The organism is Delftia sp. UME58, assembly GCF_014170385.1.
Taxonomy (GTDB): domain Bacteria; phylum Pseudomonadota; class Gammaproteobacteria; order Burkholderiales; family Burkholderiaceae_C; genus Comamonas; species Comamonas acidovorans.
In genome coordinates, this window is sequence record NZ_LZZV01000109.1 from 42630 (window position 1) to 57383 (window position 14754).

Below are 14754 nucleotides of genomic sequence, written 5' to 3' on the forward strand. Positions count from 1 at the left end.
CGCAGACCCAACCCCATTCAGCCCTGCACGCAGTTGCGCCCTGCGGCCTTGGCGCGGTACAGCGCACGGTCGGCCGCTTCCACCAGCGCCACGGCGGCACCTTGGGTGGTGCCTTGTGTAGCGCCTTGGGTCGCGCTTTGTATCGCGCTTTGTATCGCGCTTTGTGTCGCGCCTTGGTTGACGCCAGCCTCATCACCCTGCGTCGTGGCCACGCCAATGCTGGCCGTCACATGGCCAAAGCGGCTGATGCGGTGCTCCAGGGCCAGGCCCTCGATGCGCGCGCGCAGCCGCTCGGCCACCTGCTGCGCGCCGGCCTTGTCGGTATTGGGCAGCACCACGGCCAGCTCTTCCCCGCCATAGCGCGCCGCCATGTCGCCGGGCCGTTGCACCGCCTGGGCCAGCGCGCTGCACACGGCCTGCAGGCAGGCATCGCCCGCCACATGGCCGTAGGCATCGTTGTAGTCCTTGAAGTAGTCCAGGTCGATCAGCAGCAGCGACAGCGGCGTGCCCTCGCGCGCAGCGCGACGGGCCTCGCGCTCCAGCACCTCGTCAAAGCGGCGGCGGTTGGCCAGGCCCGTCAACTGGTCCTGCGCGGCCAGCACCTCCAGCCGGCGATTGGCGTCCAGCAATTCCTCGCGCGCGCTGACCAGGGAGCACTCGGCGCGCGAACGCAGCCGCATCGCGGCCGTCAGGCGCCAGCCGATCAACGCAATCGCCAGAAACAGCCCCAGCACCACGGCCAGCGTCAGCAGCGCCTGGCGCCGCCAGGAGCTCAACGCCTCATCGCGGCCCAGGGCCACCGTGGTCACCAGCGGATAGCGCTCGCTGCGCAGGAAGGCATAGATTCTCTCCGTGCCATCCAGGGCCGAGCGGAACGACGCCGTGCCCGACATCGCCCCCACGTAGTGGCGCAGGAAATTGGGCGACTGCGAGAAGTCCCGCCCCAGGTCCTGCTCGCGGAACGGGTGGCGCACCAGCAACTGCCCGCCCGGCGTGCTCAGTGCAATGGCCCCCTTCTCGCCGATATCGATCTTGCCGAACAGCCGCAGGAAATTCTCCACCCCCAGCGCCACCACCACCGCGCCCGCAAACTGGCCCTCGGCGTCCGTATAGCGCCGGCTGATGGTGATCACCCATTCGCCCGTGGAGCGGCTGCGGATCGGCGGACCGATGTAGATGCCTGAAGATGCGTCGTCACGGTGGTGCGTGAAGTAGTCCCGGCCGGAGCTTTCCGATCCTTCGGGGAACGCCCCCTTGGACGACATCAGCCAATGGCCCTGCGCATCCACGATCAGCAGCTCGTTGAGCTGGTTCAGCAGCTGCTCCTGCCGGTTGACCAGGTACAGCACCCGCTCCAGGAGCACGGGGCTGGCGCCATCCACCTCCAGCCGCTCGGCAATGCCCAGCAGCAGCATGGAGCTTTGGGTGATCACGCCCTCGGCATAGGTGTTCAGTGTCTGGGCCAGGTTGCGGTTGCCGGTATCGACCTCGGCCAGCGTGCGCTGGCGCGCCGCCACCAATTGCCAGACCGTGGCCGCAGAGACCGACACGAACACCACCGCCAGCAACCAGGCCACCAGGCGGGCATCACGCTTCACGGGCCGGCCTTTGCCTCCGCACCAGGCCTTTGTCCACCAATCCCTCTCCATCACATGCACCTGCGCCATCTCGGCAGTCCCGCCGCCGTCCGATCTTGGGATTTCTGCGTCCGGGCTCAGCGCCTGGGCAGCGTCTTTGCGCGGGTGATTTCGGTCTTGACCCAAGTCAAGCCGGAAAAACCCGCGAACCCGATATTGTCCCCGGCTTCGGAAAAATAGGCCGGACGGGCAGGAATTGGGGGCGCCCCGGTTTCGGAGGGTATTTCCCTGTTCCCCGGGGACACGGGTTTGGCGACCCGTACACAAGCGCAGCAGCCGCCGTTGACCCGCACCACCGTTCACCGGGCCGCGCACGCTGCCGCGCCAAGCCTCCCTTTCCCAAGGCACCAGCACGGCATGCTGGCCCATTGCTGAAAGGGACTGGCATGCACTGCCCATGCCCCACACAGAAGTGACACTGACTGATGTGCCTGAAACCCCTCAATCCTTGAGCAAGCGCGCCTTCACCGTTCGCCCCTTGATCTTCCCGCTATTGAGCCGGGCAACCACGTCATGCGCAATCTTGCGGTCCACGGCCACATAGGTTGCGAACTCGTTGATGTCGATCTTGCCCACTTGCTCGCGGGTGTAGCCCAGGTCTGCGGTGAGCGCGCCCAGCACGTCGCCCGGGCGGATCTTGTCCTTGCGGCTGGCATTGATGTGGATGGTGGCCTTGGATGGCAGGAGCCGGCCGCCGGGAGCCGGTGTCAGTTCGTCCAGCGGGTACCAGACGGATGGGCTGCCCTGCATCTGCTCGATGTTTCCGACCGCGCCCATTTCGTCCATCGTCGCAAGACTCAGGGCCAAACCTTTCTGGCCGGCGCGGCCTGTGCGGCCGATGCGATGCACGTGCACTTCAGGGTCGGGGGTGATGTCCACGTTGATGACGGCGCCCAGATGGGTCACATCGAGCCCGCGAGCCGCCACATCGGTGGCGACCAGCACGGAGCAACTGCCGTTCACGAAGCGCACCAGCACCTGGTCACGGTCACGCTGCTCCAGATCGCCGTGCAGCTCCAGCGCGCTGTAGCCCTGGGCCTGCAGCAGCTCGGCAAGGGCCCGGCAGCGCGCCTTGGTATTGCAGAAGGCCAGCGTGCTCTCGGGCCGGAAATGCTCCAGCAGGCGAGCTACCGAAGGCAAGCGTTCTTCCTTGTCCACCTCGTACCAGCGCTGCTCGATCTGCTCGCCGCTGTGCTGTGCGGCGACCTTGACCGTGACCGGGTCACGCATGAATCGCGCGGCCAGCTTGGCGATGCCTTCGGGGTAGGTGGCGGAGAACAGCAAGGTCTGGCGCTGCGGGGGGCACTGCTTGACGACTTTGGCGATGTCATCGACGAAACCCATGTCGAGCATGCGATCCGCTTCGTCGAGCACCAAGGTGTTCAGCGAATCAAGGTTCAGATTGCCCCGGTCCAGGTGATCGATCACACGGCCGGGCGTGCCGACGATCACGTGCGCGCCGTTCTCCAGGCTCGCGTTCTGGCCGCGCAGCGGAACGCCACCGGACAGGGTCACCACCTTGACGTTGTCTTCCGCACGCGCCAGGCGGCGAATCTCGGTCGTCACCTGATCGGCCAGCTCGCGGGTGGGGCAGAGCACCAGGCCTTGCACCGAGAAATTGCGCGTATCCAGCTTGGCCAGCAGCGCCAGGGCAAAGGCTGCGGTCTTGCCGCTGCCGGTCTTCGCCTGAGCGATCACATCCTTGCCTTCAAGCGCAGGGGGCAGGCTGGCGAGCTGGATCGCCGTCATTTCAAGGTAGCCGAGCCGCTCAAGATTGGCGAGCGTTGCCGGCGAAAGCGCAAGTTTGTCGAAGGAATGGGGGGAAGCCGAGGGAGGAGTCATGGGGGGCATTTTAAAGTTGGCGATTTCAAGACCGAAGCGCACACGTTGGTCACTGAAAAAGAACAGGAGGCATGCTGGGCAATTGCCAGCATGTGCGAGAGGACGGCCAGCGGGGTGTTGAAGCCATGGATGACACAAGACGCGTCAACCGGCGGCGGCCCCGGGCGAGACCCATGCGTCTTGGCCCAACGCCGTGTTTCTGCATGCCGCCTCTGCAACGCATAACATCTTGACACGCTTTAGGACTGAAAAGTGTCCGCTCACATCCGAAAACCTTGGAACACTCTGCGCCACGCGCCGAGGAGCGAGGCAGTTCGTTGCCACGCCCCGGCCGCCGCCTGAAAGCCCGCAATGCACCCCACACCACAGGCTGCAGCCTCCACGCTGCAGCCGCCTGACCGCGCGCCCGCGAACTCCTACCCGGCCTGCGCAGAGCCGGACCACCTCGGCCACGAAGCCAAGAGTTCCTTGATCCCTCCCGCCCTGGCCTCCTCCCTGGCGGCCGCGCTGCTGGTGGCCTGCGGAGGCGGTGGGGGCGATACGGCACCCGGTACCGGCAATGGAGGCAACGGCGGCACTGGGGGCACGGGCACCGGCCCTGGTGGCGGAACCGGTACCGGCACCACGGCCACCCCCGCCAGCGACGAGGAAGCCGCGCGTTTCCTGCTGCAGGCGCAGTTCTCGGCCACCGACGAGGAGATCGCAGCGCTGCGCGCCAAGGGCTACGGCCCCTGGCTGGCCGAGCAGTTCGCGCTGCCCGTGGACACCACGGGCACGGCCTGGCTGATGCAGCGCGGCTACGGCGTGGCAGAGGCCGGCACGCGCTACGACAACGTCTCGTATCCCTCCGACTTCATGCTCTGGAGCCAGCTTTTCACGGAGCGCGACGCGGTGCGCAAGCGTGTGGCATTGGCGCTGTCGGAGATCATGGTGGTCTCCACCACGGGGCTGGAGCAGCCCTGGAGCATCTTCCTGGCCTCCGGCTACTGGGATCTGCTGAACCAGCACGCCTTCGGCAATTTCCGCGCGCTGTTGGAGGCCGTGACACTCAGCCCGGCCATGGGCATCTACCTGAGCACGCGCGGCAACCAGAAGGAAGACACCCGCAGCGGCCGCCAGCCCGACGAGAACTACGCCCGCGAGGTGATGCAGCTGTTCACCATCGGCCTCTACCGCCTCAACCCCGACGGCACCGAGCAGCGCGACGGCAGCGGCAACCGCATCGACACCTATTCGGCAGCCGATGTGAGCAACCTGGCGCGCGTCTTCACCGGCTACGACTACGACACCAGCAAGAACCAGCCCACCAACCTGAGCGGCAGCACGGTGACGGGGCTGCAGCAGGCGCTGCTGCCCATGGCCTTCAACGCCGCGCGCCATTCCACGCTGGCCGCCACTTTCCTGGGCACGACCGTGGCTGCGGGCACGTCGGGGCCAGCGGCGCTGAAGGCGGCGCTGGACACGCTGTTCAACCACCCCAACGTCGGGCCCTTCATCGGGCGCCAGCTGATCCAGCGGCTGGTCACCAGCAACCCCAGCCCCGCCTATGTGGGGCGCGTGGCCGCCGCCTTCGCCGACAACGGCAGCGGCACGCGGGGCGACCTGCGCGCCGTGATCGCCACCGTGCTGCTGGACCCGGAGGCGCACAGCGCGGCAGGGCTTGCCAGCCCCCAGTACGGCCGCCTGCGCGAGCCCATGGTGCGCTTCGTGCAATGGGGCCGCACCTTCGGGCTGCGGTCGGCACGCGGCACCTGGAAGATCGACAACCTGAGCGACCCGGCCACCCGCCTGGGCCAGAGCCCGCTGCGCTCCGGCTCGGTGTTCAACTTCTTCCGCCCGGGCTACGTGCCGCCCTCCACCGCCCTGGCCACGACGGGCAGCGTGGCGCCGGAGTTCCAGATCGTCACCGAGACCAGCGTGAGCGGCTACCTGAACTTCATGCAGAACGTGATCCGCAACGGCTACTACGTGAACGCGCCGGACCTGCCCCAGGGCGGCAGCAGCGCGGCCAACGGCTTCGACATCACCTGCAGCTACGCCAACCTGCTTCCCCTGGTGGCCGACGCCGCCGCGCTGGTGCGCAAGGTGGCGCTGCTGCTGTCGGCAGGGCAGGTATCGGCCGCCACACAGGCGCGCATCGTGGCCGCGCTCAATGCCACTCCGGTGACGGCCACCAGCAACACCGCCACCCAGCTCAACCGCGTGGCCGCCGCCGTGCTGCTGGTGATGGCCAGTCCCGAATATCTGGTGCAGAAGTGACCCAACAAGTGACCGAACAGGTGACCGAACGTCTGCAAAGCAAAGCGATATCGCCATGAATTTCATCGACCCCGCCCGCCACACGCGCCGCGCATTCCTGCGCCGCAGCACGCAACTGGCCGCCGCCGGCACCGCCCTGCCCTTCGCCCTGAATCTTGCCGCGCTGGGCGAGGCCGCCGCCTTCGAGGCGAACGACTACAAGGCGCTGGTCTGCGTCTTCCTCTACGGCGGCTGCGACTACGCCAACACCGTCGTGCCCTACGACAGCACCCGCTACGGGCAGTACTCCACCATCCGCGGCGGCAACAGCGACGGCACGGCCGGTGGCATTGCCCTGGCCCGCGCCGCGCTGGGCAATACGCTGCTGCAACCCCGCACGGCACTGGCCGGTGGCATGCAGTACGCGCTGCACCCGTCCATGACGGGCCTGGCCGGCCTCTTCAACGCGGGCCGTGCGGCCGTGCAACTGAACGTCGGCCCGCTGCTGGTGCCGCTCACGCGGACCCAATACACCAGTGGCGACCGGCGCAGCTACCCGCTGCCGCCCAAGCTCTTCTCGCACAACGACCAGCAGTCGGTCTGGCAGTCGCAGGGCGCCGAAGGCTCCACCGTGGGCTGGGGCGGCAACCTGGGCGATCTGGCGCTGTCGGCCAACGCCACGTCGCTCTTCACCTGCATCTCGGCCACCGGCAACGCCGTGTTTCTTTCAGGCGACCAGGCACTGCAGTACCAGATCAGCCCGAGCGGCGCCGTGCCCATCAACGCGGTCAAGGGCGCCAGCGTCTATGGATCGACCGCCGTGCGCGGCCTGCTGAGCGAGCTGGTGCAGACGGTCGGCCCCCACGCGATGGAGGCCGAGTACGCCCGCGTCACGCAGCGCTCCATCAGTGCCGAAGGGCAGATCTCTTCGGCCCTTTCCAGCGCCAGCCTGTCCACCGCCTTCCCTGCCAGCAACCCGCTGGCCGACCAGCTCAAGGTGGTGGCCAGGCTCATCGCCGGACGCAACGCGCTGGGCACGCGCCGGCAGGTGTTCTTCGTCTCGCTGGGCGGGTTCGACCTGCACGACAACCTGATCGCCAACCAGCCGCAACTGCTCAGCAAGGTGAGCAGCGCCATGACGGCCTTCTACAACGCCACGGCCGAACTCGGCGTGGCCGACAAGGTCACGGCCTTCACCGCGTCGGACTTCGGCCGCACGCTGACCTCCAACGGCGACGGCTCGGACCATGGCTGGGGCAGCCACCACTTCGTGGTGGGCGGCGCAGTGCGTGGCGCGTCCTTCTATGGCGCGCCACCGCCCATCAGCGTGGGCAACGGCAGCGGCAGCGAAGACCAGTGGCACGTCGGCCAGGGGCGCCTGTTGCCCAGCACCGCCGTGGACCAGTACGCCGCCACCCTGGCGCGCTGGTTCGGCGTGGCGAATACCGAGCTGGCGGGGGTGCTGCCGCACATCGGCAACTTCGGCGGCTCGGCATATCCCATCGATCTGGGGTTCATGGGCTGAAGCCTTGCTTTTGCGATGGCGGGCTTTGTGGTCAAGGCACGAATGATCAGCCGGGGCCGTCGCTCGCTGCGGCGAGAAGTGGCACCAGGACATCACCAATCGGTGTCGGAACTGCGCGCGCCCGGCCGCGGCGCGCGATGACACCGTTGCGGATATCCCATTCGAGCGGCCGGCCTGCCTCACGATCCGCCAGTATGGACGTGCCCAGGTCGGCCGGGAATGCCTGGAACTTGTCGAGGATCGCCTGTGGGACCTCATCGCCCAGTTCAGCACCTTCGGCACGTGCCACGGCCAGGCACTCCCTCAAATAGTCCAGAGTGAGCTTCGAAATATCGTGCCGGCCGAACATGCCCGAGCGGCGATGCGTGAGTGCCATGAGCCCGGCCGCTGCGTTTTGCAACAGCTTTTGCCACGCCAGGGATTTGAAATTCGAAACCAGGTCTACCGAGCATCGGGTGCCTTGCAGTGCCTGCGCGACCACGAGGGCAGCGGCCTCGTCAGGCAGGCTGATCCGGGCGTCGCTGCGCAAGAGCACCGACCCGTCGGGTTGCGCCTGTGCAGGGAACCACACGACTGCGGGAACGATTCGCCCCTGCGGGCACAGCGGGGTGACACTCTCCACCTGCTCAACCCCGTTTTGCAGGACACACACGACGGTTTGCGGACCGCTCAACGCCGCCAGCCAATGCGCAACCGCAGCAGTTTGAGTCGCCTTGACCGCTAGAAAAACGAGGTCCGCCGGACCTTCGACCTGGGCCGGGTCCGTTCTGACCGGGCCGGGAACCACGATGCGAAGACCGCTGCCGTGCAGCGTCAGGCTGTCGCGCGGCGTACGACCGCACAGCAACGGCGTGCGACCGACTTCATGCAGCGCAGCAGCAACCGTTGTCCCGATTGCCCCGGGCCCCAGCACCGCAATGCGTGGATGGGTTGGTTGATTCACTGAAACGAGCTCCTTGACCTTGGTGCGCAGCGCCAACTCGGGCACCATTGAAAGCGGTGATTATGATGTTCTGCGCAGTGGAGGGGCAAGTCGGCGGGCCTTGCCTTTTGGAATGCAATATGAGTTGACGTATATTGCAGTATTCCTCAACGACTGGCGCATATCCGGCTTTGTGATTCCATGCCTTTGGGCAAATTGCTCCACTTCCGTCGTGTCAAAACGGGCTGTCTGGATAAAATCCAGGGCCTCGGCGCTGGTATTCAAAAACCTCGCGATGGGAGGAATACCCAGAAGCCATTTCAGCAATCGCAGCGGAATATGATACCCGGGCGCCTTCAGCCCCAAAGGTTGTGCCACCTGCGCGAGAAGTTCCTGCAAGCCGGGGCTCTGGGCATCGAGGGCCAGCAGTTCCTGGCCCACCATGGAAGGATCAAAGGCGCAAGCCGCCACCAACTCGACCAGATAATCCACAGTGACCAGTGGCAACCAGTGCGCGGCAGTACCGGGTACTGCAGCCAGCTTTCCCTGCACCAGATTGCGTATCAGATCCACCAGCGGCTGGCCATCCGCCATATGCCCCGTGCGGCTATGTCCGCAAACCGTGGCGGGGTGTACAACGGTCATCTCTCCACCCTTGGCATTCATAAAGCTGAGGGTGGCGAAATGCGCCTCCAGCTTGCTCGCCTCGTAAGCACCGACTTGGCGATAGATGGCAGGCCAATCCGTCAGCTCCGGATGGCCGGGATCAATCCCTATGCGTTGCAGATGTTCATTGTTTTTCAGCATGTAGCCGCCGATCATCACCAACCGGCTCTCTTGCTCGGCCGCCAACTGCGCCACGCGCCTTGCCCCTTCCACATTCACTGCACGTGCATGCGCCATTGAAAGGCCCCAGGCGAAGTGGGCTCCCAGATGGAATACGACCTTGGCCTGCCGCAGGGCCTCTCTATCCGCAAGGCTCAGACCGAGGTTTTCTTGCTCCAGATCGCCGGCTACGGCAAAGACGCGGGCTGCGACGCCACCCAGACTCTCGACCTGCTGGCGCAGTTCAGCGAGGCGCTCCGGGCGACGCATCAGTACCCGAATGGTGTGACCTTTCGCGCTCAGGTACGACAGCAAATGCTGGCCGATGAAGCCCGTCCCTCCCGTAACAAAGCACTCCACGCTCATTTTTCTGCTCCTTGGCACGATGAAAAAACCAAGTGTAGACTGTCGACTCAACTCTACAGTCAAGCGATTTTTTCCATGAATATCGGGGAACTTGAGGTCCGCAGCGGCGCCACGCGCCATACCTTGCGCTATTACGAGAAAATCGGCCTTATTTCACCCTTGCGGCGAGCCAACAATTATCGCGTTTACACGCCGCAAACCCTGCAAGACCTGGACTTTATCCAGCGCGCACAAAGCATGGGGTTTTCTCTTGGGGAAATAGGCGAAATTCTGAATGCTCAGAGAAACAAGTCAATAGATTGCGCCGGGGGTGCAAGGCTGATTGAAAAGAAGATGGCGGAAATCAGAAAGAAAATCACTGACCTCAAGAGCATTTATCGGTATTTGGACGCGGAGCGCGCAAACCTTGAAGCCAGTGCGGCCAGGCAACTTGAGCTTCAGCAGCTCAATGGCTCTTCCAATTAATGGGGCAGCATCCGGAGTGCAGGTGCTGCATGATGGATATTCTGACCGAGCAGTCCTGCACCCAGCAGAACTGCAGCCCCGCACACGGAGCCAAGCATGACCAAGTCCCTCTTCATCAGTCTCCCCGTGACCGACCTCGGCGCCTCCACCGCCTTCTACAAGGCGCTGGGCTTCAGCCAGAACCCGCAGTTCAGCAGTGAGGATGGTTCCGCCATGGTCTGGAGCGAGGCGATCCAGGTCATGCTGGTCACGCATGCCAAGTGGCGCACCTTCAGCCTGGAATTCGGCGGTGCATTCGGCGGTGCCGCGGTGATGCGCGGATACTGTCCCGTCCCCCACTGCGGAGCAAAGCATGCGATTGCCGAAGTCTGGACTCATTCCCTGGTTGCTCATGGTTGCAACCCCTGTGTTGGCGCAGATCAATGCGGGAACCCTGCCTGCCACTGCATCGCCTCCGTTCAAGCTCACCAAGGTCGCGCAATTCGATCTGCCCTGGCGCATCGCCTTCCTGCCGGACGGGCGCATGCTGGTCACCGAGAAGGTTGGCAAGCTGTTTCTCGCGGCCCAGGACGGGCAAAAGCTCGAAGTCACCGGCGTGCCGCCCGTGCTGCATGAAAACCAGAACGGCCTGCTGGGTGTCTACCTGGCCCCTTCGTATGCGAGCGACGGGGCCATCTACCTGACCTATTCGGAGCCCGGAGAAATCCGCGGCACCTCAAGCCTGGCGCTCGCGCGCGCCACGCTCAGAATCGGTGCCGGCACCGCTGCGCTGGACGGCCTCAAGGTCATCTGGCGCGACCCCGTCAAGGGCAAGGGCGGGCAGGTGGGTGCCGCCGTGGCTTTTTCGCCGGACCGGAAGTTTCTGTTCCTCACGGCCGGGGACCGGCAGCGCTTCACGCCTGCCCAGGACCCGAATCAGCCGGCCGGCAAGATCCTGCGGCTGACCTTGGACGGCAAGCCCGCGCCCGGCAATCCGATGGAAGGGCAGACCGGCGCGACGTCGGTTCCGGTGATCGATCCGCCCAAGGACACAGAGGCCGCCAAGACCGCGCCGGTGTTGCGCACGTTTGTCTTTGACGGTCCGAATCCGACGCCGTCCGAGACCTGGTCCACGGGGCATCGCACGCCCTACGGCCTGGCGTTCGCGCCGGATGGGCGTCTTTGGGAGCTTGAGCATGGGCCGCGCGGCGGCGATGAGCTCAACCTGATCGAGCCGGGCAAGAACTATGGCTGGCCGCTGGTCTCCTATGCGGTGAACTACAACGGCGTGCCCATTGCCAGCCCGGATACGCGAACGGACCTCACCAAGCCCGTGATCTACTGGACGCCTGTCTTCGCGCCGGGCAGCCTGATGTTCTACAGCGGCGAGATGTTTCCGCAGTGGAAGGGCTCAGCGTTTGCGTCCGGCCTGCTGACCCGCGCCCTGCACCGGATCGAGGTGAACGGCGCGAGCGCCACGCCTGCCGAGCACTGGACGGTAGGCTTTCGCGTCCGCGACGTGGCGCAGGCGCCGGATGGTGCGCTGTGGCTGATCGAGGACGACCGCGAGGGCGGTCTGTATCGGCTCGCACCGAAGTAGGCAGCTGGAGGATGGTTGCCGCGCTGGGCACGGCCTGCGGGCACAGGCCCGGCGCTGGCAGCGCCACCTGCCATCAAAGGCTCAGGTCCATGCCCAGCATGGTGGCCAGGCCGAAGGTGAAGAGCAGCACGCACAGCAGCAGCAGCGTGAAGACGGCAACGATCTTGCCGCTGGCAATGAGCAGCTCACGCCGGCTCGCCCCCTTCTTCTTGCCCTGGTCGTAATGCCACTTGATGGCGAAGAACATGGCCGTGCCGAACACGAGCACCTTGAAGGTGACGAAGACTATGGGGACCCAATCGATCATTTGAGAGCTTCCAGCCAATGACTTGGCGCTGTCCATGGTGAGGAGCCTCCCTCCCGGACATGGAAGGCGAGAGCGTCAGCGACGGCCATGCAAGCACGGTACTGCCACACCTTGTGGCGCATACTACCCAAAAGCAATTTCCATACATGAACCCATACGTCGCCGCTTAAATCCATGCAAGATGAGCCTTTGCCCCTCTGGTTGCCGCAACTGGCCGTGCAGGGCGGCCCCCGATTCCTGCAGATCGCCGATGCCTTGCAGGCAGCCTTGGCAGACGGATCGCTGAAGCCCGGTGACCGCCTGCCCCCACAACGCCGGCTGGCGGCCCAGCTGGATGTGGACCTGACGACGGTCACGCGCGCCTACGACGAAGCCAGGCGCCGCCAGCTGCTGGAAGGACGCGGCGCCAGAGGCACCTATGTCGCGGCGCCCAAGGTGGAGCTGAACGCCGTGCTGGACCTAAGCATGAACACCCCGCCACCGCCGGCTGGCGTGGACCTGGACGACATGTTGAAGCAGGGCCTGTCTCAAGTGCTGATGGGTGCGGATGCCCAGTTGCTCATGACCTACCACCTGGGCGGGGGAAGCGACTCAGACCGCAAGGCGGGAGCCAGGTGGCTGCAGCCCATGTTCGGAGATGTGGATGCCCGGCAGCTGGTGGTCTGCCCGGGCGCGCAGGCGGCGATTGCCGCCCTGGTGCTTGCGCTGACGGAGCCTGGCGATGTGATCCTGACCGAGCCCACCAGCTATCCCGGCCTGCGTGCCGCAGCGGCCCAGTTCGGCCGGCGCATCATTGCGGTGCAAGCGGACAGCCAGGGGATCATGCCCGAGCGGCTTGAGCAGGCATGCCGACAGCACAGGCCCGGGCTGGTCTACCTGAACCCCACGCTGCAGAACCCGACCGCCATCACGCTTGCCGAGGACCGGCGCCAGGAGATCGCCAGCATCGCAAAGCGCTGCCATGTGCGCATCGTCGAGGACGATCCCTACTGGCTGCTGGCCGATGCCCCGCCGCCGCCGATCGCCAGGTTTGCCCCGGAGCAGGTGTACTACATCTCCACCCTCTCGAAATGCCTGACGCCCGGTCTGCGGGTGGCCTTCGTGCTCCTGCCTGACCCGCACGAGCGCCAGCGCTTCCTTGTCGCGCTGAGATCCTTTGCGCTGATGGCCACGCCGCTGACGGCCGCCCTGGCCACGCAGTGGATCCTCGACGGTTCGGCCGGAAAATTGATGGAAGGCGTGCGCAAGGAGGCGCGCCTGCGCCACCTGATGGCCAGGGATGTGCTGGCGGGCCGGTACAGCGGCGCGGGAGACGGCCTGCATGTGTGGCTGGAGCTGCCCAGCTACTGGAGTTCCTCGCAGCTTGCGCGTGCCGCCGACAGCGAGGGCATCGCCGTCACGCCGGCACAGGCCTTCGCCACCGGCGGCGAATCCGTGAATGCCATCCGCATCTCCCTGGGCAGCATCAAGGACCGTGGACGCCTGCAGGCAGGGCTTCAACGGCTGTCGCACCTGCTTGCGCGCCTGCCCGAGTCGTTCAGTGCTGCCGTGGTTTAGCGGTTCAGCGCGCACCGAGGCGTGAGGCGTGAGGCGTGAGGCGTGAGGCGTGAGGCGTGAGGCGTTGCGCCGATGGGTTGCCACAACGGCTCAAGGCGCCCGGCAACCCGGGGGGTGCACGCCTTTGAAAGCAGACCTGGGCATGGCTCGCTGGCCGTTCAAGGCGCCAGAGCGAAGTCCACCGCCGCCTGCGCATGCAGGGCGGTGGTATCCAGCACGGGCACGGGGCAATGCTCCTGCTGCACCAGCAGGCTGATTTCCGTGCAGCCCAGCACCATGGCCTGCGCGCCCTGCCCGGCCAGCTGCGCCATGATGCGCTGGTAGGTGCGCCGCGACTCTTCAAGAATCCGGCCCGTGCACAGTTCCTCGTAGATGATGCGGTGCACCTCGGCGCGGTCCGCCTCCTGCGGCACCAGCACCTCCAGACCCTGCTGCTGCAGCCGCTCACGCATGAAGGGCTGCTCCATGGTGAAGCGTGTGCCCAGCAGCCCCAGCTTCCGGTAGCCGCCTGTGCGGGCTGCGTCGGCTACCGGCTGGGCAATGTGCAGGAAAGGGATGCGCACCGCTGCCGCAATGCGATCCGCCAGCTTGTGCATGGTGTTGGTGCACAGCAGCACGCCGTCCGCCCCGCCCTGCTGCAGCCGTCGCGCGGCATCCTCCAGCAAGGCGGCCGCGTCGTCCCATCGGCCTTCATGCTGGGCCAGCTCGATGGGGCCAAAATCCACGCTGTACATGAGCAGTTTTGCAGAGCGCAGCGGACCCAGCCTGTCACGCACGCCCTGATTGATGAGCCGGTAGTACTCGGCGCTGGACTCCCAGCTCATGCCACCGATGAGACCGATGACGCGGTGAATTTCCGTGTGGTTTGAGTTCATGCCTGTAGTGTGCTTCATGGCTCGGCAATGCAACGCGCCCACCGCCGGCGTCGAGGCCTTGCGCCCGGTGCCGCCCTGTCCTGGAGCGCATGGCGGCCGATTTTGCACAGCCATTGAGCCTTGCGCAGCTGGCCCGGATGATCCACCGCACGCCGCTGCAGTTTCTGCGCGAGTTTTCCCAGCTGCCGGACATGACGCCGCATGCCTATCTTGTGGAAACCCGCGTACCGGCGGCCCGCCCCATGATGCAGGCGGGTGCCCATTCCCTGGCTGGTATCGCCCACGATTGCGGCTTCGGCCATCAGTCGCACATGGGAGCGGCTTTCCGCAAAACTCTGGGGCTGACGCCGGGCCAGTACCTGGCCCGCATTCGTCACACGGGCAAGCAGTGACCGATGGAGCACATGAGACAGTCACAGCCAGGACATAGGGCCTCACGGGCTTTCCAGGGAGTGCCAGGCACTTTCAGCGGCCCGTGTTGGATTTTCATAACTATTGTCAATCCGAACAGACGGACTCGACCTGCGCACTTCAACCGCGCATACTCATGTCTGTTCTTCTCGCTACTGCTCTGGGCTGCGATTGGGGGTTGAGATTGGGGGTGTGATCGCGCGGC

The 14754-nt window shown here is 65.6% G+C and carries 12 protein-coding genes and 1 pseudogene; 7 read left to right on the forward strand and 6 right to left on the reverse strand.

What is annotated here, in order from left to right:
• Positions 1 to 17: 17 nt before the first annotated feature.
• Positions 18 to 1667 (reverse strand): sensor domain-containing diguanylate cyclase, encoded by a 1650-nt coding sequence (locus tag A9976_RS28850; RefSeq protein WP_183021808.1) that lies wholly within the window; start codon positions 1665 to 1667, stop codon positions 18 to 20.
• Positions 1668 to 2078: 411 nt separating this feature from the next.
• A complete protein-coding gene (gene dbpA, locus A9976_RS28855; RefSeq protein ID WP_183021809.1) occupies positions 2079 to 3479 on the reverse strand; it encodes an ATP-dependent RNA helicase DbpA in 1401 nt (466 codons plus the stop codon).
• Positions 3480 to 3830: 351 nt separating this feature from the next.
• On the opposite strand from dbpA, the gene A9976_RS28860 reads away from it, so the two are divergent.
• Positions 3831 to 5738 (forward strand): DUF1800 family protein, encoded by a 1908-nt coding sequence (locus A9976_RS28860; protein WP_183021810.1) that lies wholly within the window; start codon positions 3831 to 3833, stop codon positions 5736 to 5738.
• Between the two features lie 55 nt (positions 5739 to 5793).
• Entirely contained in the window at positions 5794 to 7242 is a 1449-nt protein-coding gene (locus tag A9976_RS28865) for a DUF1501 domain-containing protein (protein WP_183021811.1), read from the forward strand.
• A 46-nt stretch (positions 7243 to 7288) separates the two neighbouring features.
• Here the strand turns inward: A9976_RS28865 and A9976_RS28870 are convergent, their stop codons facing one another.
• Both A9976_RS28870 and A9976_RS28875 read right to left on the reverse strand, forming a co-directional pair.
• Positions 7289 to 8233 carry an oxidoreductase gene (locus A9976_RS28870; RefSeq protein ID WP_232245758.1) on the reverse strand — a complete coding sequence of 315 codons (945 nt, stop codon included), beginning with the start codon at positions 8231 to 8233 and terminating at the stop codon, positions 7289 to 7291.
• A gap of 12 nt (positions 8234 to 8245) precedes the next feature.
• A complete protein-coding gene (locus A9976_RS28875) occupies positions 8246 to 9355 on the reverse strand; it encodes an SDR family oxidoreductase (RefSeq protein WP_183021812.1) in 1110 nt (369 codons plus the stop codon).
• Positions 9356 to 9430: 75 nt separating this feature from the next.
• On the opposite strand from A9976_RS28875, the gene A9976_RS28880 reads away from it, so the two are divergent.
• The 3 genes and pseudogenes from A9976_RS28880 (at position 9431) to A9976_RS28885 (ending at position 11399) form a co-directional block, all read left to right on the forward strand.
• Positions 9431 to 9820 carry a MerR family transcriptional regulator gene (locus tag A9976_RS28880; RefSeq protein WP_183021813.1) on the forward strand — a complete coding sequence of 130 codons (390 nt, stop codon included), beginning with the start codon at positions 9431 to 9433 and terminating at the stop codon, positions 9818 to 9820.
• A gap of 96 nt (positions 9821 to 9916) precedes the next feature.
• Positions 9917 to 10003, forward strand: a pseudogene (locus A9976_RS32015) (lactoylglutathione lyase); the annotation flags it as partial.
• A gap of 169 nt (positions 10004 to 10172) precedes the next feature.
• Positions 10173 to 11399: a PQQ-dependent sugar dehydrogenase gene (locus tag A9976_RS28885; protein WP_183021814.1), complete on the forward strand. Its 1227-nt coding sequence runs from the start codon at positions 10173 to 10175 to the stop codon at positions 11397 to 11399.
• A 73-nt stretch (positions 11400 to 11472) separates the two neighbouring features.
• Here the strand turns inward: A9976_RS28885 and A9976_RS28890 are convergent, their stop codons facing one another.
• Positions 11473 to 11706 carry a hypothetical protein gene (locus tag A9976_RS28890; protein ID WP_012206300.1) on the reverse strand — a complete coding sequence of 78 codons (234 nt, stop codon included), beginning with the start codon at positions 11704 to 11706 and terminating at the stop codon, positions 11473 to 11475.
• Positions 11707 to 11880: 174 nt separating this feature from the next.
• Here A9976_RS28890 and A9976_RS28895 point away from each other — a divergent pair, with 174 nt between their 5' ends.
• Positions 11881 to 13263 carry a PLP-dependent aminotransferase family protein gene (locus tag A9976_RS28895; RefSeq protein ID WP_183021815.1) on the forward strand — a complete coding sequence of 461 codons (1383 nt, stop codon included), beginning with the start codon at positions 11881 to 11883 and terminating at the stop codon, positions 13261 to 13263.
• A gap of 158 nt (positions 13264 to 13421) precedes the next feature.
• On the opposite strand, the gene A9976_RS28900 is transcribed toward A9976_RS28895, so the two are convergent.
• Entirely contained in the window at positions 13422 to 14138 is a 717-nt protein-coding gene (locus A9976_RS28900; RefSeq protein ID WP_183021816.1) for an aspartate/glutamate racemase family protein, read from the reverse strand.
• An 89-nt stretch (positions 14139 to 14227) separates the two neighbouring features.
• On the opposite strand from A9976_RS28900, the gene A9976_RS28905 reads away from it, so the two are divergent.
• Positions 14228 to 14530, forward strand: coding sequence for a helix-turn-helix domain-containing protein (locus A9976_RS28905; RefSeq protein ID WP_232245756.1), 303 nt, complete (start codon positions 14228 to 14230; stop codon positions 14528 to 14530).
• Positions 14531 to 14754: the final 224 nt, after the last annotated feature.

Bases quoted from the DNA above. Each gene is read 5' to 3' on its own strand.
- A9976_RS28850 (WP_183021808.1), bottom strand. From the start codon at position 1,667: ATGGCGCAGGTGCATGTGATGGAGAGGGATTGGTGGACAAAGGCCTGG.
- dbpA (WP_183021809.1), bottom strand. From the start codon at position 3,479: ATGACTCCTCCCTCGGCTTCCCCCCATTCCTTCGACAAACTTGCGCTT.
- A9976_RS28860 (WP_183021810.1), top strand. From the start codon at position 3,831: ATGCACCCCACACCACAGGCTGCAGCCTCCACGCTGCAGCCGCCTGAC.
- A9976_RS28865 (WP_183021811.1), top strand. From the start codon at position 5,794: ATGAATTTCATCGACCCCGCCCGCCACACGCGCCGCGCATTCCTGCGC.
- A9976_RS28870 (WP_232245758.1), bottom strand. From the start codon at position 8,233: ATGGTGCCCGAGTTGGCGCTGCGCACCAAGGTCAAGGAGCTCGTTTCA.
- A9976_RS28875 (WP_183021812.1), bottom strand. From the start codon at position 9,355: ATGAGCGTGGAGTGCTTTGTTACGGGAGGGACGGGCTTCATCGGCCAG.
- A9976_RS28880 (WP_183021813.1), top strand. From the start codon at position 9,431: ATGAATATCGGGGAACTTGAGGTCCGCAGCGGCGCCACGCGCCATACC.
- A9976_RS28885 (WP_183021814.1), top strand. From the start codon at position 10,173: ATGCGATTGCCGAAGTCTGGACTCATTCCCTGGTTGCTCATGGTTGCA.
- A9976_RS28890 (WP_012206300.1), bottom strand. From the start codon at position 11,706: ATGATCGATTGGGTCCCCATAGTCTTCGTCACCTTCAAGGTGCTCGTG.
- A9976_RS28895 (WP_183021815.1), top strand. From the start codon at position 11,881: ATGCAAGATGAGCCTTTGCCCCTCTGGTTGCCGCAACTGGCCGTGCAG.
- A9976_RS28900 (WP_183021816.1), bottom strand. From the start codon at position 14,138: ATGAACTCAAACCACACGGAAATTCACCGCGTCATCGGTCTCATCGGT.
- A9976_RS28905 (WP_232245756.1), top strand. From the start codon at position 14,228: ATGGCGGCCGATTTTGCACAGCCATTGAGCCTTGCGCAGCTGGCCCGG.